The organism is Sessilibacter sp. MAH1, assembly GCF_054658315.1.
Genome location: NZ_BAAGIC010000001.1, coordinates 1 through 19,890, shown reverse-complemented (window position 1 = coordinate 19,890; position 19,890 = coordinate 1). Strand labels below are relative to the sequence as shown.

Annotated in this window: 22 protein-coding genes; 9 read left to right on the top strand and 13 right to left on the bottom strand. The window is 42.2% G+C overall.

Translation table 11 applies throughout. From position 1 onward, the window contains the following. Nucleotides 1-93: 93 nt before the first annotated feature. From ACYQ28_RS00110 to ACYQ28_RS00100, 3 genes are all read left to right on the top strand, one after another. Complete coding sequence (locus ACYQ28_RS00110) at nucleotides 94-519, top strand: cupin domain-containing protein (RefSeq protein WP_460047217.1); 426 nt, start codon at nucleotides 94-96, stop codon at nucleotides 517-519. Nucleotides 520-831: 312 nt separating this feature from the next. Next, complete coding sequence (locus ACYQ28_RS00105; protein WP_460047216.1) at nucleotides 832-1,488, top strand: hypothetical protein; 657 nt, start codon at nucleotides 832-834, stop codon at nucleotides 1,486-1,488. 18 nt (nucleotides 1,489-1,506) lie between these two features. Continuing rightward, nucleotides 1,507-1,791 (top strand): hypothetical protein, encoded by a 285-nt coding sequence (locus tag ACYQ28_RS00100; RefSeq protein WP_460047215.1) that lies wholly within the window; start codon nucleotides 1,507-1,509, stop codon nucleotides 1,789-1,791. Between the two features lie 88 nt (nucleotides 1,792-1,879). Here the strand turns inward: ACYQ28_RS00100 and ACYQ28_RS00095 are convergent, their stop codons facing one another. After that, a complete protein-coding gene (locus tag ACYQ28_RS00095; RefSeq protein WP_460047214.1) occupies nucleotides 1,880-2,428 on the bottom strand; it encodes a hypothetical protein in 549 nt (182 codons plus the stop codon). Between the two features lie 596 nt (nucleotides 2,429-3,024). Here ACYQ28_RS00095 and ACYQ28_RS00090 point away from each other — a divergent pair. After that, on the top strand, nucleotides 3,025-3,402 hold the full coding sequence (locus ACYQ28_RS00090; protein ID WP_460047213.1) for a hypothetical protein: 378 nt from the start codon (nucleotides 3,025-3,027) through the stop codon (nucleotides 3,400-3,402). 308 nt (nucleotides 3,403-3,710) lie between these two features. Here the strand turns inward: ACYQ28_RS00090 and ACYQ28_RS00085 are convergent, their stop codons facing one another. Genes ACYQ28_RS00085 through ACYQ28_RS00070 form a run of 4 tightly spaced genes read right to left on the bottom strand, consistent with a single transcriptional unit; the run spans nucleotide 3,711 to nucleotide 7,532 of the window. After that, nucleotides 3,711-3,875 carry a hypothetical protein gene (locus ACYQ28_RS00085; protein WP_460047212.1) on the bottom strand — a complete coding sequence of 55 codons (165 nt, stop codon included), beginning with the start codon at nucleotides 3,873-3,875 and terminating at the stop codon, nucleotides 3,711-3,713. Between the two features lie 2 nt (nucleotides 3,876-3,877). Further along, on the bottom strand, nucleotides 3,878-5,248 hold the full coding sequence (locus ACYQ28_RS00080) for an ammonium transporter (protein ID WP_460047211.1): 1,371 nt from the start codon (nucleotides 5,246-5,248) through the stop codon (nucleotides 3,878-3,880). A gap of 31 nt (nucleotides 5,249-5,279) precedes the next feature. Continuing rightward, on the bottom strand, nucleotides 5,280-6,125 hold the full coding sequence (gene eutC / locus ACYQ28_RS00075; protein ID WP_460047210.1) for an ethanolamine ammonia-lyase subunit EutC: 846 nt from the start codon (nucleotides 6,123-6,125) through the stop codon (nucleotides 5,280-5,282). 9 nt (nucleotides 6,126-6,134) lie between these two features. Then, the gene (locus ACYQ28_RS00070) at nucleotides 6,135-7,532 is read right to left on the bottom strand and encodes an ethanolamine ammonia-lyase subunit EutB (RefSeq protein WP_460047209.1); all 1,398 of its coding nucleotides are present in this window, start codon (nucleotides 7,530-7,532) and stop codon (nucleotides 6,135-6,137) included. A 322-nt stretch (nucleotides 7,533-7,854) separates the two neighbouring features. Between ACYQ28_RS00070 and ACYQ28_RS00065 the strand changes: the two genes are divergently transcribed. Then, nucleotides 7,855-8,790: a helix-turn-helix domain-containing protein gene (locus ACYQ28_RS00065; RefSeq protein WP_460047208.1), complete on the top strand. Its 936-nt coding sequence runs from the start codon at nucleotides 7,855-7,857 to the stop codon at nucleotides 8,788-8,790. Between the two features lie 476 nt (nucleotides 8,791-9,266). Beyond that, entirely contained in the window at nucleotides 9,267-10,298 is a 1,032-nt protein-coding gene (locus tag ACYQ28_RS00060; protein WP_460047207.1) for a diguanylate cyclase, read from the top strand. A gap of 241 nt (nucleotides 10,299-10,539) precedes the next feature. On the opposite strand, the gene ACYQ28_RS00055 is transcribed toward ACYQ28_RS00060, so the two are convergent. From ACYQ28_RS00055 to ACYQ28_RS00045, 3 genes are all read right to left on the bottom strand, one after another. Continuing rightward, nucleotides 10,540-11,187, bottom strand: a complete 648-nt coding sequence (locus tag ACYQ28_RS00055) for a DUF3157 family protein (protein WP_460047206.1) — start codon at nucleotides 11,185-11,187, stop codon at nucleotides 10,540-10,542. Between the two features lie 116 nt (nucleotides 11,188-11,303). Next, nucleotides 11,304-12,419 (bottom strand): DNA alkylation repair protein, encoded by a 1,116-nt coding sequence (locus tag ACYQ28_RS00050; RefSeq protein ID WP_460047205.1) that lies wholly within the window; start codon nucleotides 12,417-12,419, stop codon nucleotides 11,304-11,306. Further along, complete coding sequence (locus ACYQ28_RS00045) at nucleotides 12,419-13,111, bottom strand: YdcF family protein (RefSeq protein ID WP_460047204.1); 693 nt, start codon at nucleotides 13,109-13,111, stop codon at nucleotides 12,419-12,421. Before ACYQ28_RS00045 ends, ACYQ28_RS00050 begins: the two co-directional genes overlap by 1 nt. Before the next feature lie 334 nt (nucleotides 13,112-13,445). On the opposite strand from ACYQ28_RS00045, the gene ACYQ28_RS00040 reads away from it, so the two are divergent. Genes ACYQ28_RS00040 through ACYQ28_RS00030 form a run of 3 tightly spaced genes read left to right on the top strand, consistent with a single transcriptional unit; the run spans nucleotide 13,446 to nucleotide 14,096 of the window. Further along, the gene (locus tag ACYQ28_RS00040; protein ID WP_460047203.1) at nucleotides 13,446-13,727 is read left to right on the top strand and encodes a BrnT family toxin; all 282 of its coding nucleotides are present in this window, start codon (nucleotides 13,446-13,448) and stop codon (nucleotides 13,725-13,727) included. A 2-nt stretch (nucleotides 13,728-13,729) separates the two neighbouring features. Continuing rightward, nucleotides 13,730-13,921, top strand: a complete 192-nt coding sequence (locus ACYQ28_RS00035; RefSeq protein ID WP_460047202.1) for a hypothetical protein — start codon at nucleotides 13,730-13,732, stop codon at nucleotides 13,919-13,921. Next, nucleotides 13,914-14,096, top strand: coding sequence for a hypothetical protein (locus tag ACYQ28_RS00030; protein WP_460047201.1), 183 nt, complete (start codon nucleotides 13,914-13,916; stop codon nucleotides 14,094-14,096). Before ACYQ28_RS00035 ends, ACYQ28_RS00030 begins: the two co-directional genes overlap by 8 nt. A 161-nt stretch (nucleotides 14,097-14,257) precedes the next feature. Here the strand turns inward: ACYQ28_RS00030 and ACYQ28_RS00025 are convergent, their stop codons facing one another. The 5 genes from ACYQ28_RS00025 to ubiH form a co-directional block, all read right to left on the bottom strand. Continuing rightward, entirely contained in the window at nucleotides 14,258-15,397 is a 1,140-nt protein-coding gene (locus tag ACYQ28_RS00025; protein WP_460047200.1) for a hypothetical protein, read from the bottom strand. A 491-nt stretch (nucleotides 15,398-15,888) separates the two neighbouring features. Beyond that, nucleotides 15,889-16,245 (bottom strand): hypothetical protein, encoded by a 357-nt coding sequence (locus ACYQ28_RS00020; RefSeq protein WP_460047199.1) that lies wholly within the window; start codon nucleotides 16,243-16,245, stop codon nucleotides 15,889-15,891. 21 nt (nucleotides 16,246-16,266) lie between these two features. Continuing rightward, nucleotides 16,267-16,785: a hypothetical protein gene (locus ACYQ28_RS00015; protein WP_460164680.1), complete on the bottom strand. Its 519-nt coding sequence runs from the start codon at nucleotides 16,783-16,785 to the stop codon at nucleotides 16,267-16,269. A gap of 3 nt (nucleotides 16,786-16,788) precedes the next feature. Further along, on the bottom strand, nucleotides 16,789-18,069 hold the full coding sequence (locus ACYQ28_RS00010) for an FAD-dependent monooxygenase (RefSeq protein WP_460047197.1): 1,281 nt from the start codon (nucleotides 18,067-18,069) through the stop codon (nucleotides 16,789-16,791). 36 nt (nucleotides 18,070-18,105) lie between these two features. After that, on the bottom strand, nucleotides 18,106-19,368 hold the full coding sequence (ubiH, locus tag ACYQ28_RS00005) for a 2-octaprenyl-6-methoxyphenyl hydroxylase (protein WP_460047196.1): 1,263 nt from the start codon (nucleotides 19,366-19,368) through the stop codon (nucleotides 18,106-18,108). Nucleotides 19,369-19,890: the final 522 nt, after the last annotated feature.

Genomic DNA, 19,890 nt, shown 5'->3' with positions numbered 1-19,890 from the left:
ATCTGAGGCTCTTAAAAGAACCTTTGGTACAATATACCGCAACATACCGCAACGTTCTTGATTACATCGTTATCGTTTGACCAAAGGCACACCATGAGCACTCCTAAGCACGAACAGACAATAACTCTTAGCATTTTGTCTTCGCCAACAGACGCAAATACCGGTCAAACCGGCGCATCGATTTTTACAGAGCAGTCTCTGTCTCTTGAAGATTACAACGGCTTATTTATTACACCCAGAATCAATGCTCTTAATTTTCGCCATCGCTTAAGTGAACCGAATTATTTTAGCGATTGGCATGTTGCCGGTGATGCAACGCTGATTATTATCCGCAGCGGTACCTTACGAATTGGCCTGCGCAACGGCGATTACAGAGATTTCTCTGCGGGCGACATGTTTATCGCCAAAGACCGATTACAAGCCGACGAAGTGTTTAATCCGACGCTACATGGCCACACCGCGGCGGTTATTGGCGAACAACAACTCACCGCAGTACACATAAAATTAGCCGAAGACTAACCAATAGCCTCTACAGATTACTGGTACGCGAGCAAGATCCAAATCAAAACAGCATGAATTTGTCGTCAATAAACAGGTAGAAACATAGGTCGTTGGGGCGCAAAATCAGACTCATCTTAAAGGCAACTTAGATTCACCAAGCGCTTTCAGTCGCGCAAAGTCGGCCAAGCAAAGATAGGACAGCAAATTCAAGAGCTGTAAATGCTCGCAATGATGGTGAAGAAATTAACAATCGCATAATCAATTTTGGCTTCTGATTAAATCATGGATGAGTTAATCGGAGATTCCATAAGTCTGTAACAGAGGTGCATCATGCATAAAATCATAAAAACAACCCTTTTATCGATATTTGTACTGACTGGCGGATGCGCATCCATACCGCCAGAAGCCCCCGAGCTATCGGCCGAACTTGGCCGCAGAATATCGGCCATCGAGGACGCTAACATTACGTTGCTAAAGCGCTTTTTTGATCAAAAACGCCGCGAAGTGGATAAGTTCATCGAAGACGAGTGGGTACCAGACTTTGCCAACCAAGTTTTCTCTAACCCTGCGATCGCTAACGCTTGGCAAATTATTGTTAGAGAAGACGATCCACAACAACGACTGATGTTTTTGATCAGCACCGGGCCAAAATTACAACAGAAAATCAACGAAAAGCGCTTAGAACTGATACAACCGCTGGATGATCTAGAACGCCGCATAGAAACGAAAATACGCGACGAATACATCCAAGCGCGCGCGCTCAACAACAGCATCACCAGCTTTCTGCTATCGGCGTCAGAAGTGGCAGAGAACCGAAATCGCTATCTGGAATTAGTTGGCGTAAGCGACGACAGCCTAGGACAACTCATCGACAAAACCGACGATGCCGTCACCGACCTACTCGATAAAGCCACCGACGTTAAAAACAAAGTTACCAGAGCCGAAAACTTCTTAGAAAAAGTTCGCGAAATCCGCGACTCTATTTAACACATTGGAGAAGCCGAAATGCCTATCGATTGGAACACCTTCAACAACGAACTCGACATCGCAATTATCAACGCGGCCAATGCAACCGACAAAAAACTGGCTTCGCAAATATCATCAATTACACGCTTAACCGATGACGAAATTCAGGAGCTTTTTCCAGAACCAGCAGATGTTAAAAAACTCACGCAACTATTGGAAATCGTTAAATCGGCAGAAGATCGGAATACTAAAATCAACAAAATTGTTGATAATTCAGAGGAATTTGGCGGGATAGTACTAACGCTATTGGAAAAATTGGCTTGAGCTTTAAAGTTTACCCTTATTAGCTTCAGCCCGCGTAAAAAGCCTCTGATTAAACCTGTTAACCAGAGGCTTTTTTATCAAAGACGATTTATTGGTGCAGAGAAACTTCTTCAGAACCAATATTTAATTCGGATAATTTACTCAGCAATCCTGCAATATTTTCTTTACCAGAACCTTCATTGGCAAGACGTAGTCTAGTTGCAGCAATAACGGCATCGCCAAAGCCTGCGGTATAGGGCGCAACAATGGTTTCATCAAAAACTACATCGCCGGTAACAATATTGATTAATTTATACTGCACGTGAGTTGTTACCTTAAAATCAATACCAATAAAAGGTTGCTCTACTTTTAACATTTGTACTTCCAAACGATATTTACCGGTCTCAGAGTACAAACCTTGTAATTTTAGGCTTTCTTTCACTGCACCGGCAAAAGACTCATTACCAATTTGAGAAGTCCAGGCAGGATTGGTTTTTTTACCACCGGCAACCTCACCCAAATTTAAGTTATTTTGAATTTCTTCGGAATATTCTTTTTGATCGCCTTGGTAAACCATATTTTGCATCTTGGCACCACTTGCACAACCCCACAAATAGGTACAAAGAAACGCCACACCCAATAATTTAACTAATTTCACAGACACATTCCTTAGATAGATTAATAAACATTTTTATTTTTTATTACCAGCAGCGACTAAACTCACTTAGAACATAAAGCGCATTTAATACACTTTAGAAACCTCTGATAAACTCTTTTGTGACCTAATCAGAGGCTCCTTTACGGTATTTTATATACCACATTTAACATGTTCTATTGAAGTACAAAAACGCCTCTAACTTGATATTTTAACCAGACTCATCAAACACCAACGCAAATCTAACACTTTAGTTTATTTGCGATCGACTCAACGAATAGTGACCCTATACATCGGTAACGATAATCACACTAAGAATCAAAAAAATCTCAACCCGATGGACTTTTAAACAACAGTTTACAACCAAGTAATTACACGCATTAAAAAAATGATTGTGATTACATTAATGAATTACGACCTTTTAAAAATAACTAATCTTAATAAATGATTTTTTTGACAAGCGAATAATTTCTGAAAAACAGCTTTCCAGAAAACATAAAAATGCATAACCACATATGTAATGTTTTGTAATTCTTAAAATAAAAATTTGCTCGTATTATTTTTCACACAAACACAAAGCAGGTATTTTGGAGAAAAATATGTCTACGATTAATTACACACAATCTTTAAAAATCAGAATCAATCAAGTTGATAACCGATTAACCATGGTATTAAACGCTGACAACCCTGTGGGAGAAGGCGGTAAGTTCTTTCAGGTTTGCGACATGATCGCAAATGGCGTTGGTTATGGCGGCGGCAACTCAGATACGATAATCGACATTACCGGAATTACACGCACCATCCAAGGCAGTATCGGCAACGCACCTGTGCCTCTATCCGTTGTTGGTGCCAACTACCAAGGTGGTGGCGGCGTTTCGGTAACCATTATTGCCGACAATGAAGAAGTACAAACTATTGGTAATAATTTAAATGCTTGGCAATCAGAACAATGGATGGTTCATTTAAAAGCCAACTAATTTTTAGAACATTTAAATAATCGAGAGCCACCAATAACACAGGGACGGGTTAATTGGTGTCTCTTGATTATTTGGTATTTGTATAGGAACCTCTGATTAACTCATTCATGACTCAATCAGAGAAAAGCAATTAAAAATACGACTTTCAATTGCTTTACACGTTTGATTACTTATGGTTCTTGAAATTACTGACACATCCTTGTGTCACAAAGAAACTCTAGATTAATTACTCTATGTATTTCTTATGCACTTATCGAGCGCAAACAAAAAACCCGGCTTACGCCGGGTTTTCTTTTTCCATCTAACAATTATTTAATATTTTTAAAGGCTTTATCTTCGTGTTTTTTAATGGAGTAAATTAAACCAGCAACAATTGCAGCGGCACCAACAGAAAATAGTACAAGCATGGCTGGGTTGTTTGCGAAGGTGAAATACGCACTGACGTTTTCCCAGCTGGTAATTGATGTTCCCATTATTAAGCTCCTTGTGGTTCTACGTTAGCAAGTTTATTAGGGACTTCAGAAGGAGTCATTGCAGGTACGCTCGCTTCTGGGTAGGGTTTGGCAAGAATTTCTACTTCGTCGATACCAATTTCTTCGGCTTCTTCCGGTACACGCAGCATGTTCGCCGCTTTTAGTGCGTAAGAAATAACATAGCCAGGTACAAAACCTACTACTGCCATGACAACCGCACCAATTAATTGGCCAACGAAGGTAATGGGTGGTACGCCCTCACCAACGTTTGGCATACCACCAGCAAATACACCAACTAATATCACGGCCACAAAACCGGTAAAACCGTGCACGGCAACCGCACCTACGGCGTCATCAATACCTAGGTTTTCTAGGAATTTCGCAAACTGTACAGCAACAACGCCCATTACGGTGGCGATAATAAACGCCAAGCCTGGGTCGTATAAATCAAGACCGGCGGCAACCGAAATGATACCGACAAGACCGCCAGACATTGTCCAGAATGGATCGCGGGTTGCGATGTAACAACCAATCACACCACCAGCAAAACCCATTAGCGTGTTAAAAGCAAAGGCTGATAGGTTGGTTGGCGTGTTGTAGATGGTTGTCCAGCCGGTTTCACCACCGTTGAAAATAATGCAGCCACCTAGGAACCCGAAGAAGCCGAAAATAATCATCATCAAACCAATTAGGGTCATTGGTAGGCTGTGTGGCGCGATGGTTTGAGCAACACCGTTAATAAATTTACCTTTACGAGCGCCTAAATTAATTAATACGCCTAAGGTAAAGGAGCCTGCAACCGCGTGCACAACACCCGAAGCTCCAACGTCGTGGTAGCCTAAATCGGTGAGCAGCCAACCGTCTGGATGCCAACCCCACGCGCCGGCCAAAATCCAAATGACGCTGCCTAAAATAACCGTTAAAATTAAAAACGCACTAACGCGAATCCGCTCAATAACCGCGCCCGATAATATCGATCCGGTTGTAGCGCCAAACAATGCAAATGCTGCCCAGAAAATACCGGTCCCCATATCGGTAACGTCAGGCCCCATGCTTTTTGCCCAAGGTAAAGCGGCTGAAGCTTCGGCGGGAATTAGACCGCCTGGGAATGCGTTATAGATCCACCAGCCGAACAAATAAAAGGTCGGAATAATAACGGCCAATGCCAAAATATTTTTGATACCCGCGGCCAAGGCATTTTTACTGCGCGAAGCACCCATTTCATAGGCCAAAAATCCGGCGTGAATCATGATCATAATGGCGGTACACCACCAGTAGAACACTTCAACATTCATCGATTGATGCATTTCAAAAATCGCTTGCTGGGCATCCAACGCCGCTTGCAAGGATTCTAATGTAGGAGCGTCAGCCATAGAATTACCTCTTATTTACGTATATTTAAAATTATTGTTTTGAAGACAGCAGAAAACTGCCTTCGGACTTTTCAATGATTGAATCAGTATTATTACTGCGGTCTTTTATCGCCACGCCCGAGACATTCAAGCGTTTTGCCTCAGTGAGTAGATACAAAGTTTTTTGCGCGGCGTCTCGATGCGAGAGACCCGCTTTACGTACATTAGAAATACAATTGCGGCGGTCGTCTTTTAAACCCGGCTCGGGCGCCCAAGTTAAATACAACCCTAAGCTGTCGGGCGAACTTAATCCGGGGCGTTCGCCAATCATAATGAGCGTTGCGCGCGCATTTAATAAAGCACCAATTTCATCGGCGATGGCTACGCGACCTTGCTCCACCAAAACAATGGGTGCAAGTTGCCATGGCTCATTAGTGCTTGAAAGCAATACTGCTAATTCTTGAATAAATTCGTTGGCGTTTTTTTCGATTGCTGTTGCCGATAATCCATCAGCAACCACCAGTGCTAAATCGTAGGGTTTTAAGGTTTCTTCCTTACCTTGCAGAGCCAGCCTGGATTCTTCATCAAGTTTTCTGCCTAAATCGGGCCGTTGCAAATAGGTCATGCGATCAATGGCTTGGCTGTGAACTTTAATGGGCGAAGCCGAATTTAATATCGAAAACTGTTCCGATGTTTTTGCCAATTCGTTGGTTAGCGCATCGAAATTCAACGGTAAATGCACAGCATCTCTTGCACGAGCATGGGCTAACTGAAATTCCAATAATTCTTGGGTTGGCACACTGACGCCGCTTCTGCCTAAACCGATACGCGCATCGGTAAATTGGCGCAGCGTTTTCCACGGATTAGTAATAACAGAATTGTTTTTATTACTCGTCATCGCAGGCTCTTAATGTTTGGTTGAGGTTAACTTTAAGGTTTGCGAAAATGCCGCGGGTAAGTGTTTATTTAAACGTGCACCTCGGGCGTCACTCATAATGGCCATTTTCTCTAACCATTGCTCATATTCTGGTGCGGCACCTAAACCCAAAACACGTCTTGCGTATAAGGCATCGTGAAAAGACGTGGTTTGGTAATTCAACATAATGTCGTCGGAGCCGGGAATTCCCATCACAAATGAGCAACCAGCCGTTGCTAACAGCGTTAAAAGATTATCCATATCATTTTGATCGGCTTCGGCGTGGTTGGTGTAACACACATCACAACCCATGGGCACACCCAATAATTTCGCGCAAAAATGATCTTCTAAACCTGCACGGATAATTTCTTTGCCATCGAACAAATATTCCGGGCCAATAAAACCAACAACGGTGTTCACCAGAAACGGATTAAATTTTCGAGCCACAGCATAAGCGCGTGCTTCACAGGTTTGCTGATCCAAACCGTGATGCGCATCGGCAGAAAGCGCACTGCCTTGGCCGGTTTCAAAATACATAACATTATTGCCGACGGTGCCACGTTTTAAACTGAGCGCTGCGTCCTGTGCTTCTTGCAGCGTTGCTAAATTAAAACCAAAACTGGAATTAGTGGCCTCGGTGCCACCAATGGATTGAAAAACCAAATCTACGGGTGCGTTATTTTCGATACATTCGAGCGTGTTAGTTACGTGAGTGAGCACACAGCTTTGCGTAGGAATTTCGTATTCCTCAATAACCGCAGCCATCATCTTTAATAAACGTGTTGCTTGGGCAACGTTATCGGTGGCGGGATTAATGCCAATAACCGCATCGCCACTACCGTACAATAAACCGTCTAAAATGCTCGCCGCAATTCCATTCATATCATCGGTGGGATGATTAGGTTGCAAACGTGTCGATAATCTTTTTGGCAAACCTACGGTATTGCGAAAACGCGTCACCACTCGGCATTTTTGCGCAACCAAAATCAGGTCTTGGTTGCGCATAATTTTGCTTACCGCCGCCGCCATTTCCGGTGTAATAGCCTGTCTAACCCGCGCCAGCGTTTCAGAATCGGTTTCGTCGGCAAGCAACCAATTTCTAAAATCGCCTACGGTTAAATGCGATATTTCTTTAAAAGCCTCGCCGTCGTGCTCATCAATAATTAATCGCGTGACCTCATCTAACTCGTAGGGAATCAAAGCTTCATTCAAAAACTGTTTCAACGGCACATCTGCCAGCGTCATCTGCGCGATCACCCGATCTTCAGCGCAGGCAGCAATAACCCCAGCAAGGCGGTCGCCGGAGCGCGCAGGTGTGGCCTTAGCCATAAGCTCGGCGAGATTTCTAAATTGCCAGGTTTTTGATCCCAGTGTGTATCGATACGTCATTCAAAAAACCCAAATGTGTGTCGTAAATGCCCGAAAAATAATAGCGTTCGCCGTGAACTCGTTACCCCCAGAAGTATTCGCACAACACTTGGTTAAACAGCCAAACACATACTTTGGGGCAGAAATTGCACACGACTAATCGTTAACATTGCATTTATTCATATATGTTGCAGTGCCATAACTGTGCCTTGGCAGTATCGAAATTTGGCAAAAAAATTTTATTGATAAGCCTCGATAAGACGTGCGAAACATCCGTAAAATAGTAAATTAACGAAATACTAAGATTGTTAATGCCCAAATAACTCTGGAACCATTAGTAGCAATGCACTCGAATACAACACAGAAGCACCCAATTTGGTGCACTCATGAAGCTGGCGATGCTGAGGAGCAGGCGGAAAACCTGCGTAATTGGCAACAACAATACGCGCAAATGAGCAGTGGTAAGTTTTACGGTTGTATTAAGGAAATGATCACGCCGGAGATACATCTGTTTCACGAGTACACCAATCAGCGACTCATTCAACACTGCAATGTTTGGCCAGATGCTTTATGGCTTGGATTTTCTGCGGACGAAAAGCACTGCAAAATAAATCGTCAAGAAATAAAGACCAATCAATTAATGTTGCGTCCCGGTGATTGTGATTTTGAACTGATTACACCAGAAAACTTTAATATACTCGGCATTGTGGTTCGGCTTGACGTTTTACGAACCCATGCAGCCGCTCAACAATTGCTATTGCCCGAAAACTTTGAAGACTGCGCAAGTAAAACTTGGCAGGATGGAAAGGTCACACAATTACGAAATCGTATTTTAGCGTTAATTAATCCAGTGCAAAAAAATACAAACGACTGTTTTTCTATTATCGATGACATTTTGGAATTATTCAGTGTACCCGATAATAAAATCACGTTTAAGGTAAGTGCTAAACGGAAAAAAAATGCGTTTGATACCGTTGTCGATTTAATTGATTCGCACCCTGAGAAAAATTTTACAATCACCGAACTCTGTGAAAAAACTTACATGAGTCGTCGTTCTTTACAATACTGTATTGAGGAAAACGTAGGTTTAAGCCCGGTTAAATTTATTAAATGGAGCAAGCTCAATCGCGTTAGAAAAGAGCTGTTAAAAATACAGTCTGACGAACTTACCATTTTTGAAATCGCTCAAGGCTGCGGATTTACTCACGCCGGACAATTTTCGAAAGACTATAAAACACTGTTTGGCGAAACACCGTCACAAACTTTGGCACATAAATAATCCTTACAAATACTTCTTTAAAACCGCATCAAAATTCTTATTTATTTTGTTAATTTCTTTCTAATTTCTCCTCCCAAATATTAGCTGCCAATAATTCAATTATGAAAAACAATTTGTTTTTATATTGGAATCGATACTGACTGGAAATATGGTAATTTTTGTTCAAGACTATCTACCAGAATAAAAAACTCGCCTTATTATTCGAACAGGCATTTTTACAATGTGGAATTATAGGAAACTCTAATTAACCTACTGTTTCTTGCAACATAAGGATCTGTCGCCAACTTCAATAACAGTAAGTGATTGAAGTTATTAAGAAATTGGAAATCGTATTTTCATTTTTTGTCATCTGATTAAATCATGGATGAGCTAATTAGAGCCTTAAATAGTTATTTTTAAAAACTGGGAATTCTCAAAAATTGAATTAGACTGTTAATTCAGTTTTAAAGATCTGTAACTGACCGGAATCTCAAGAAATGATATACAAGCACACTCTTGATCAGTCCAAGCTTATATTTAACCAATGTTTAGGCTTTTTTGAGCAGTATAAAATCAAACCCATTCCCCTCAATTACACGGTAACTTACGAAATTTTTTCTGGGTTAAATCAAGAGTTAGTGATCGCTTTTAATAAATTAAAAGCAGCACAATTCGACATCAATGATTTTGTGTTACAAGATTTGTATTTTAATTGCATTCACGATTCCAAAGAATTAGAGCTAAGTTTTGCCGAGCCTTTGTCGCAAATAATTAACGGCACACTAACCGAATTAGGAAAATCTCAAGAAAGCGTTACTAGCTACGAAAACAAATTATTGTCGAGCGAAAAAATTTTACTAAACCAAGACAAAAGCTCCGCACAAAAACTGATTACTGCCCTTTATTCGGCCACAAAACAATTCCGTAAAGAACAAGAACATTTAAAAAATAAATTAATAGAAGCCGAACAAGAGACAAAGTCTTTACGAGCTAATCTGGCCAAACTTGAAGAAGAAGCTACACTTGATCCTTTATCGGGATTATTAAACCGCCACGGTCTTGATAAAAAATTAACTAAAATTACTGAATCTATCGACTTAAATACCGGTTTTAATATTACGCTACTTCTCTTCGACATTGATCACTTCAAACAAGTTAACGATTGCTACGGCCATGTTTTTGGCGATCACGTAATTAAGCATGTTGCCAAAGAAATTCAATCTAAGGTTCGCGGGCAAGATTTATGTGTGCGCTATGGCGGCGAGGAATTTTTGGTATTACTGATGGATACCGATATTAACGGCGCACAAATTGTTGCCGACAAAATACGAACCGCCGTTAAAAATTTACGCTGGAAGAACACCAAAACCGGCGAGCAATTACCATCGGTAACCATTTCCGGTGGCATCACAAAATTTAAACGCCAAGAGTTAACACCACAAAGTTTAAAAGAGGTTGTTGCACGGGCAGATGCGGCGCTTTATCGAGCTAAAGAAGCGGGTAGGGATCAGATAAAGGTAGAAATGTAGAAGAACTTAAATGCACAATTAAACGAGACCATTCTCGCTTAACCGTGCTCGTTTAATTGTATAGGAAACTCGGATTAACCTAGAATTTCCAGCGACACATAAATGTGTTGCCAATTTCAAGAACGGCAAGTAATTGAAATTGTGAAGAAGTTAGAAATTGCATTGTCAACTTCTGTCCTCTGATTAAATCATAGATAAGTTAATCAGAGATTCCTATAGCTGACTCAGATTAAAAACCCTTTTATTTTCGAGTACGGCTAATGTCTAAATCGTCGTATTCAATTTCTAATTCAATGGGTTGCTCGGTTTTAAATACGTCTTCATCAATATTGATGCGAAGGTATTTGGTTTTTACCAAACCGCCCGGTGCACCCTTAGCCTTCACCAATAAACGCGCGGTATCACCGGCTTTTAATTGTGAGCTTTCCGATTCGATGGCAATAACCGGGTAGATTTTACCTTTGTTATCGCGAATGCGGATTCCGTCTTGATTAAATTCGGAAACCACCAATTTAAGATCCGACGTTTGCGCAACGGTCACATCAAGATGAAAATTTGTGTAGGCTTCGCGTCGAGTATTTTTACCGGAACCCACTTTTTCTAGATACTCTTCAATATCGGCAGAAACCACAGAAACGTCTATGTCCAATTCACGATATTGAGTGTCTTCTTGAACCGGTGCCAAGCCCACAAACTCCCAACTACCATCAACTTTTAATTCTGCGCGACGGCCGCTTTTCGTATCCACAAAGATACTTTCCGATGCGTATTCCCAACTACCGTCGTCTTTAAGAATAACTTTACGTCCGTTGCTGCCGACCAAGGTTTCGTCGGCGTTTGCTGCCATCATTACACTCGACAACAATGCCAATGTAATGGTCTTTTTCATCGTCAATTTCATAAATTAATATTCACGGGAATTCCGCGCCTTAACTGTCATTTGTGTGAATTTAGCATCCGAGTAAACCTAGCCTCGCGTGTTAAGAACTCAGCGTCGGCCGGCTGCTATTTTTCTTGCAGTATAAAGATATCCTTCATCAAACTCACACCATTAACAATAATCTCTAGATGATGCTCGCCGGGATAATAGGTTCTGGTGCTAATCGGCTTAAAAGAATGTCTTTTAGAAACACTTTTGGTGTTCGATTTAACCTCTGATTCAGAGATTTTAAAGACTTTTCGTGACAGCTTGCCATTAGCCTTCATAAACGACAACGCGTATTCTAGGCGCAGGTTACCGAGCGGCAAGGGGTTATTTTTACCAGCTGCGCCGTTGATATCAAATTCGAACATCAATTCGCCACTAAAAGGCACTGATGGACTGCACTGCCAGTTTGCCAGTGTCATGTTGCTCGGCGGCGTAAAACCAAATAGCGCCAACATTTCAGGCGAACTTGCCTTTAATAATCCTCTGCAACCGTGTTTCACAATCCATTCGCTGTGGGGATTGTTTTCTTGCAGCCAATCGTGGGCGATTTTCTCCACTATCTGTGGATGATCTTTAGAAATATCGTTGAGATTGTTAGCCACACTTCGGCGCACATACAGACTCTCGTCGTGTTTGAGTGTTTCCAGAATCGGCAAAATAGGACTTGGATCTTTTTTGAACAAATTGAGCGCGCTCGCCCAAGGTAGGCGAGGCCTGCAACCCTCTGACGCCAAACGTCTGACGTGGTAATTTTCGTGTTCACACCACTTAAGCATTTGCGTCATAGTACGTTCTGGATGTTTGACAATGAACGGACGAATGGCGAACTCGCTGCTCGAAAAGCGCGTAAACCACTCCAATGCGTTTATCGACGACGTGTAATCGTGCAAGCCAAATAATGATACGTATTCAGGTAAAAACATGCCCGAATAACCGCCTTGTTCACCACCGGCAAACTCCGGAGCTATGGTTTTTAACACTTCCAAGCAGGCGCGATAATTATCCGGTAAAAAAAGCCTAAGACTACAGGCAATATGCTGCATACGCGCCTTTAACGGCTTTTCGGGCCAGCTTTTATCAAAAATAGTGGCAATGAATTTTTTGCGATTAAACTGCGGATAGGTATCAAATACGGCAGTTGCGAGAGATTCAATATAATCTTTTGAATATACGTCTTTTAAACTTTCGGCCATTATGAGCTCAACAAATATTTTCCATAGCCCTTTTTAACAAGAAACTGCTGAGCATGTAATACAGTTTCGGGAATTTTTAGCGATATTTGATGACCCAAACGCGGATATTGCACAAGGCGATCTATCTCACCGACCATCATTGCACGATTGTGCTCTACATTAGCGATAAACTCCGCCTTGCTGAGCCTAGACTGCTGATTAAACTCCAACCAATTGAGCGTTGGGCTTAATAGCTGAATTTGAATTCTACTACCAGATTGCACGCAATCGGCAAACCGGTCACGCAGAGGTAATGATCGTTCCGAAAAATCGTCATCAAACCAGAATTTTTGGGCGCTCGCCCAAACTCTGGGCCGCATAATATTCTTGCAAACCAGTAAAATATTGCGCGTATCAAAACCTGATTGCTCAATAATGCGTTTAGAAAACAAGGTATTTTCACCAGTGTTTGTTGCGTGATTTTCTAATACCAGTTTCTCAGAAGGGACACCCTCAGCCTGCATTTGCTGCGCAAAAGTTTCCGCTTCCGATAAAACAAACTCCTGCCGACTTAAACGCCCAAAACCGCCGCTAATAATTACCCAAGGTTCACCGCCATCAAAATACGCATTTGCAGCGGCTGAAGCTACTCTGACATCATTACAACCATACACCACCATAACACTCGCATTGTGTGGATTAACATTAGCCACAGAAAAATCCGCGAGAAAATGCCACAAAATATCGGTTGCAGAATTAATAGAAAATGTGTTCAGAGTAGCGTCCTAATCAATAAAAAATATCAAATGCAGATTTTAGAGTCACGTCTAAACTCTTGAACATTTAACCACAAAAGTCGTTATACCTCACAATGTTAAGACAGCCTATCTCTTAAAATTTATAGATACAAATGACTCTATATTTATGTGATTCAAGCATCACCGTAAAACCCATTCAATCATTATACTCACCGAACTGGTAATTTTTTAGACTGACACTTTCAGCATGACTAGTCATTAGCATTTTGATCCGACTTTAAGGAATATTATGCTCTTCGAATGGGATGAAGAGAAAGACAGAATCAATCAGCAAAAACACGAAATGCCACTTAAAGCGGGTATTCCCGTATTTGATGATATAAACGCAATTGAATTTGAAGATAATAGATTTAATTATAATGAAGAGCGATACATTCTTATTGGCATGGACAATCGCACCAAGCTTTTGTATGTTGTTTACACAATCAAAGCTAGAGGCATAACACGCCTGATTTCTGTACGTAGGGCAGTCAAATCGGAGCGGAAGCTTTACGAAACATCCAGGTATTAATTGTGAACAAAATAATTGAAAAAGAACATTCTAAAGAAAAACCTTTAGACATCGACGATATCGACTTTACAAATTCCGACAAGTTAACAGAAGAAGAAATTTTAGAGAGAGCCAAAAACGATCCGGATTCTTTACCATTTACGGAAGAAGAACTTAAAAAAATAAAAATCAGAAGAAGGCACAAGAATGAATAAATCATTTATAAAAATTCATGTAAAAGGCTCAAAAAAAGCTCCAGAATTTAACGTAAGAAGGGTTCTCGCTATAAGTGAAAACGAAACGCAACAGAGAGCCAATAGTGATCCAGACGCCCCAATTGTAGATCCTAGAAAGCTAAAACGAGTTTATAAAATTAACCGTAGAAAATGAATCGTTTCGAACAATAAACTCCATCAGCCAGACTACTCTATTGCCGTCCATAATCTTTTGCAATCTCTACTCGTTTTGAAGTTATCAATCAACATAAAAATGTATTTGTAACCAACTTAAATCAACGTGAAGAAATTGCTAATCAATAATTTTTCTGAAATTTAGTAGTTTAAGTCTTTATTAAAAGGCACAAAGCCCAGCAAAGACTGGGGATGTTTGTCGGTCACTAGCAAAAAGCCAATATCATCCAAACGAACGATACCTTCCCAGTTGCGGCCATCTTTGCCGGTAAGTTGTAATTGAATGGGTGCGGTGTTGGTAAATATCACACCTGATTCTCTGAGTTGCAGCTCAACCAAGCGCTCAACGTAATTGCGTTTTTGGTGACTAAGCCCTTTGCCGTATTTTTTGCCGTAATCGTCGTTGGTTTTCGATAAAGTCTTGTCGCCTTGGTACTGGTAATTAATAACCCAAAATTTATTCTCGGCATCTAAGGTGGTGGCATCGGTAATTCGGTAGCTTAAATTTACGAAGGGAATTTCTATGTAGTTCGCGTCAAAACTTTCTAAATAAAATGCGATAGGATCGTTATTCATCACATCAAAATCATTCACTTCGTGAATACTTAACAGACCGTTTGCTGTTTTCACTAAGGCTTCATTGCCTTTATTGCCAATGCCCGATGGGCTCGGTAAAGTCTGCCCCAAAGCATCAATCACCAGTTTATTGTCTTCTAAATGCGCTTTTACTAATTGGGTCGCTTCGCTGCCACCTAAGCGATCCAGCTCTAACGCCAGTGTGAGTTGGTTATTTTCACACACGGCAGCTTCGACACCTTCGTAACCCGATGCCGAGCGCAGTAATTTATTACCTTTTACTTTTAACGCTTTGGGTGTTAGTGCAGTGAATGTATTTTTCGTAATACCAAAATTATTGGTTTTAACATCGGTGCTGGGTTCGGCTGTGATGGAAATTGAGTTTTGATTACGTAGAAAATCGAGAATATCGGATTTTTTTAGCGTGTAAACCGAAGCGTTTTTGCGGCCTTGAAAATCGGGGTATTGCGGAAAAATCACCAACGTATCATCACACCAAGTTAACGCCGACATTTCGGATTCGCCCTTCGCGAGAGGACCCGTCAGTGGAATATATTGTACGGGTGTTTCAGGCGTGGTAAATGCGGTTGCGGTGGGAATCATTAGAGCCTGAGTTAGCAGCGCACCACCAATAAGACTTGGCGCGAGTAACGATTTTTTAAAGACACTACCGATTTTACGGAATACACGCTTCTTGTTAACCACTGCCTACCTTCCACTTTTGCAATTGTTTGATGCCTAAATAAACAGCTAATCGGCGTGAAGACCTAGTTCTTAACACGTTAAGATTACCGAAAACCTTGATTAGATTAAGCCGTAATTAATAATATTTTCTAAAGCCTTGTCACACCGCTGGCCGATACTAAAGCAAAACGAATAGGCCGCCTAAGTGATCATTCAACTTTGTATAACTTTGCGAAAACATGGAGCATTACGTTGTCGGTAATAATCATTTTAAGGAGGAAATTAACGATCAAAATCTACAAAATGATTTAAGGAAACTCTGATTAACCTAGAGTTTCCGGCGACACAAGGATGTGTCGCCAATTTCAAGAACTATAAGTGATTGAAATTGTGAAGAAATTGGAAATCGCATTTTCAATTTCTGTCCTCTGATTAAATCATGGATGAGTTAATCAGAGGTTCCTTAAGTGGATAAGAAATGAGAGGTCATATTCTTCAGTTCTCTGCTCTGATTAACTCTCAGCTTCTGAATCACCGTCTTGGTTGCGTATTTTTTTTGCGTAGGTTTCGTGCAATACAATCGCCAGCACAACGCTGATGAGTGCCAATGAGCTCACCGTGTGTTTGATGCTTTCTTCGTAAACACCCGAGTATTTATCGATGGACAGTTTTAACATGCCCACCGATAACACCGCTGCAAAGATATAACCTAAGCGAATGCCTTTAAAAATTAACACCGCGCACACCAGCAGCGCTAAGCCAAAAACCACACCAACGGTATCTTTAGACGCAAACCAAGCAACAGAGCCTGCAACCAGTGCGATCATGTAAAAAGCATTTAACAAAAATAAAATAGGCATTTTTTTCATAGGTATTTAACGTGTCTTGAGCTACTGATCTGAATGAGTTGGCTTGGCGTCTTCGATAAGCGATAAACCATCAAGCGTATTTAAAATATCGATTTCTTGCTGAGTTTGCTCGCCAACTTGTTGCGTGCGAGTACAGGAACTGGTGCTGTAATAACCGTCTTCACTAGGGCCATATAAATACAACAAATAAGTAACACCTTCTTGAAAACTGTAACCACACAAACAACAGCTCACTTGGATTTTGGTGTAAAAACGCTTGCTGTGCTCACCTTTCCAAGACTGCAAAGCAACAAATTCCGTTATTTCTGTATCAAAGTAATCAACAATCTGCTTTTCACCGTCTTCGGTTGTTTCAGTAAGACTATAAGGATCAATACCCTCAACAGATTCCGCTTTCGCCAACACAACCGAAGGCGCATCGATGAAAGCACTTTTCACTTGATCTGCAAGCGGTCCATCACTATGCATACAAGAGCAAGCAAACGCTTTACCTGTGGTAATTAAAATACAGGCACAAATGAATAACGGTAGAATTCTCATGGATTAATTTTTGCCACTGCTGAGAATTTCGCGTGCAATGGTGTGTTTGATAAGCGGCAGGCGATCCACTTGTTTAATTCCCATATTGCGCAACAAACGAACCGTTAAATTGCGCGCACCAAATAAACGTTTAAAGCCTTCCATAATCGCCATAACCGCAAGATTATGACCTTTGCGGCGCCGTTGAAAGCGTCTTAACAGGCTAAAATCGTTGAGGTTTAATCCGCTTTTGTGAGCACGAATCACTTCTTCGGCCAACACCTTGGCATCTAAAAATCCAAGATTCACACCTTGGCCCGCCAACGGATGAATACTGTGCGCAGCATCGCCAATTAAGGCCAAACCCGGCTGAATGTATTCGCGCGCGTGACGTTGCCACAGCGGCAAACTGTAGCGTTTATCCACCACAACAATATCGCCTAAGCGATGCTCAAAGGCACGGCCCAGCTCCTGTTTAAATTCGTCGTCAGAAAGCGCCATCATTTGTTCGGCGACGTCGGTATTGAGCGACCAAACAATGGAACAAAAATGACTGGCGTTTTGGCCTTTGGTGGCTTCGTGCAGGGGTAAAAAGGCCAATGGCCCTGTGGATAAAAATCGCTGCCACGCCGTAAATTGGTGGCTACGCTCGGTTTGCACGGTGGTCACAATGGCTTGATGACCGTAACTCCATTGGCGCACTGCTATGGCGGCGAGCTCTCGAATTTTTGAGCGACTGCCATCGGCGGCAACAATTAACGGCGCGCTTAACACGCGGCCCGACGACAAAATTAATGAGCGTTGCTGTTGGTCACCGCCAAGCTGCTCAACACCATCGCCGTAGATCATTTCTACGTTGCTAGCGTTCGCTAAGGTTTGCAGCACACCGTGCAAAGCCACCGAGTTTTCTACAATATGACCAAGATCGGTTTCGCCAATATCAAAACTGTTGAAATGAATACTGCCGGTGCCGTCGCCGTCCCAAACGTGCATATCGGTGTAAGGACAACAGCGCAACGCTTCTATGCTCTCCCAAGCGCCAATACTCGCTAGCGTGTCTTGAGAACTGCGAGTTAACGCGACTACACGAGGGTCAAAACCGCTCTCGCTCACCGCGCTATCGCTGGATAAATCCACCGGTTTGGGCGGTGCGCCAGCCTCAACCACAGCTATGTTTAAACGCTGACCATTTTTGCCCCGCGCCGATTTAAGTAGCGACGCAAAACATGCGCCGACCAATCCTGCACCGACAATAATCACATCGTAGAGCGTGTTGTTGGGCTGTTCGTTGTGTTCTGTATCCACGATAAAACCTTTTTTAAAAGCAGACTCGGCTCGCACCTACAAACGCGCGCTGCGGCCAACCTTACCCATGCTTTGTAACGCCAATTGTTTTTTGCCCACCGGAAACAGCTCCAAGCCCAGCAAGCCCAAACCACGGAATGCTGCCGAGGCGAGTTGACTGGTAGAGAATAGTTTGGGCAACCAATGGCTGAATTGAATGGTGGTAAATTGATCTCGGCTGCGCAAATCCATATAGGTTTGCAGCTGTTTAAGGCAACCAAAAGTGTCCTGCGCCTCGCGCCACGCTTGGTTTAATACTTCGGTCATCAGCGCACAATCACGCATTGAAAGATTAAAGCCTTGGCCAGCTACGGGATGCAACGCGTGAGCAGCATTGCCCATAACCGCCAAATGAGAGCGAATCTGCTCCTTAACCTGTACCAGTTTTAGCGGATAAAGATGCCGACTGCCAACGCGAGTAAAGCGGCCGACGCGATCGCCAAAGCTTTTTTGTAAACACGCTAGAAACGCTGTTTCGTCTAATTCGGCGATATCTTTAGCCTTATCGGGTGGTAACGTCCAAATCAATGCGCCTTGATTAGCACGCGTGCTTTCGCCGCGCGGCAAAATTGCCATTGGCCCGGTTGAAGTAAAACGTTCGTAGGCAACGCCTTGATGTATCTGACTGAATTCAACATTACTGATGATTGCCGTTGAGTGGTAATCGGTGCTGTCTACGGCAATACCCAGCTTTTGCTTCAAATTAGAATGAATGCCATCGGCAAGAATCAGCAAGCGCGTTTTTAGCGTACGTGTATCGTCAGAACCTTCACCAGGGCTCAAAACGAGTTCATACCCCTTATCAATGGCTGTTAATTCCGCCACCTGATTAGGCGCCATAATCTCGATATTAGCCACCGGCTGTACCGCCTCAAACAAGCACTGCCCCAACCACTGGTTATCAATCACATAACCTAATGCATCTACCGAATATTCTTCGGCAGTCATCTTGCTGCCACCAATGTGGCCCTTATCAGAAACATGAACCTTTTTAACCGGCGTTGCGTGCTGATTTAGGCGTTGCCACAAACCTAACTGTTCAAATAACTGGCAACTGCCATAGGCAATGGCCGAACTTCTAGAATCAAAACTCGGCTGATAAAGCGGCTCCGCTTCTTTGAAGGGAAAGCTTTCAATAACAGCAATACGCCACTCGCTATTACTGTGAGCAAGCATCTTGGCAAGGCTAAGACCCACCATACCACCGCCAACAATGGCGATATCGGCATCAAAAACTGTAGCGGCTGCTTGTGTAACCATAACGTCTCAAAATCTGTTCAGTAACCGCGATATCGTGGTCAACACATTGGCTCAAACCCACATATCTTACGTCGCGAATATCCCTCGCGATGACAATTGGGCCTAACTTACGCTTATTCTCAATGAAGTAAGGCCCCGCTTCAACCAACTTGATCAAAAGGCGGGAGTTAAACGGAATAAGACTTGAAATGAAAAGACTGAATCGAGGCGAGTTGACCGAGCAAATGAGGCTCAACTCAAACACCAAAAGCCCAGATTTACTCACGATTTCGAGCTACTCAAGCTGTTTTACCAATTTCGCGATCGTTACAGAATTGAAACTGTGAAGATATTAAAAATCGCATGTTTAATTGATGTTCTCTAATTAAATAAGAGATGCGTTATTCAAGGTTCCTACAAATAACCTTTTATGAAATAAAAACATGTATAGGAAACTCTGATTAACCTAGAGTTTCTAGCGACACAAGGATGTGTCGCCAATTTCAAGAACGGTAAGTGATTGAAATTGTGAAGAAATTGGAA

Coding starts and splice junctions, on each gene's coding strand:
- ACYQ28_RS00030 (WP_460047201.1), top strand. CDS start 13,914: ATGAATAAATCATTTATAAAAATTCATGTAAAAGGCTCAAAAAAAGCT.
- ACYQ28_RS00090 (WP_460047213.1), top strand. CDS start 3,025: ATGTCTACGATTAATTACACACAATCTTTAAAAATCAGAATCAATCAA.
- ACYQ28_RS00110 (WP_460047217.1), top strand. CDS start 94: ATGAGCACTCCTAAGCACGAACAGACAATAACTCTTAGCATTTTGTCT.
- eutC (WP_460047210.1), bottom strand. CDS start 6,125: ATGACGAGTAATAAAAACAATTCTGTTATTACTAATCCGTGGAAAACG.
- ACYQ28_RS00080 (WP_460047211.1), bottom strand. CDS start 5,248: ATGGCTGACGCTCCTACATTAGAATCCTTGCAAGCGGCGTTGGATGCC.
- ACYQ28_RS00100 (WP_460047215.1), top strand. CDS start 1,507: ATGCCTATCGATTGGAACACCTTCAACAACGAACTCGACATCGCAATT.
- ACYQ28_RS00065 (WP_460047208.1), top strand. CDS start 7,855: ATGCACTCGAATACAACACAGAAGCACCCAATTTGGTGCACTCATGAA.
- ACYQ28_RS00050 (WP_460047205.1), bottom strand. CDS start 12,419: ATGGCCGAAAGTTTAAAAGACGTATATTCAAAAGATTATATTGAATCT.
- ACYQ28_RS00060 (WP_460047207.1), top strand. CDS start 9,267: ATGATATACAAGCACACTCTTGATCAGTCCAAGCTTATATTTAACCAA.
- ACYQ28_RS00085 (WP_460047212.1), bottom strand. CDS start 3,875: ATGGGAACATCAATTACCAGCTGGGAAAACGTCAGTGCGTATTTCACC.
- ACYQ28_RS00020 (WP_460047199.1), bottom strand. CDS start 16,245: ATGAAAAAAATGCCTATTTTATTTTTGTTAAATGCTTTTTACATGATC.
- ACYQ28_RS00055 (WP_460047206.1), bottom strand. CDS start 11,187: ATGAAAAAGACCATTACATTGGCATTGTTGTCGAGTGTAATGATGGCA.
- ACYQ28_RS00040 (WP_460047203.1), top strand. CDS start 13,446: ATGCTCTTCGAATGGGATGAAGAGAAAGACAGAATCAATCAGCAAAAA.
- ACYQ28_RS00105 (WP_460047216.1), top strand. CDS start 832: ATGCATAAAATCATAAAAACAACCCTTTTATCGATATTTGTACTGACT.
- ACYQ28_RS00015 (WP_460164680.1), bottom strand. CDS start 16,785: ATGAGAATTCTACCGTTATTCATTTGTGCCTGTATTTTAATTACCACA.
- ubiH (WP_460047196.1), bottom strand. CDS start 19,368: ATGGTTACACAAGCAGCCGCTACAGTTTTTGATGCCGATATCGCCATT.
- ACYQ28_RS00070 (WP_460047209.1), bottom strand. CDS start 7,532: ATGACGTATCGATACACACTGGGATCAAAAACCTGGCAATTTAGAAAT.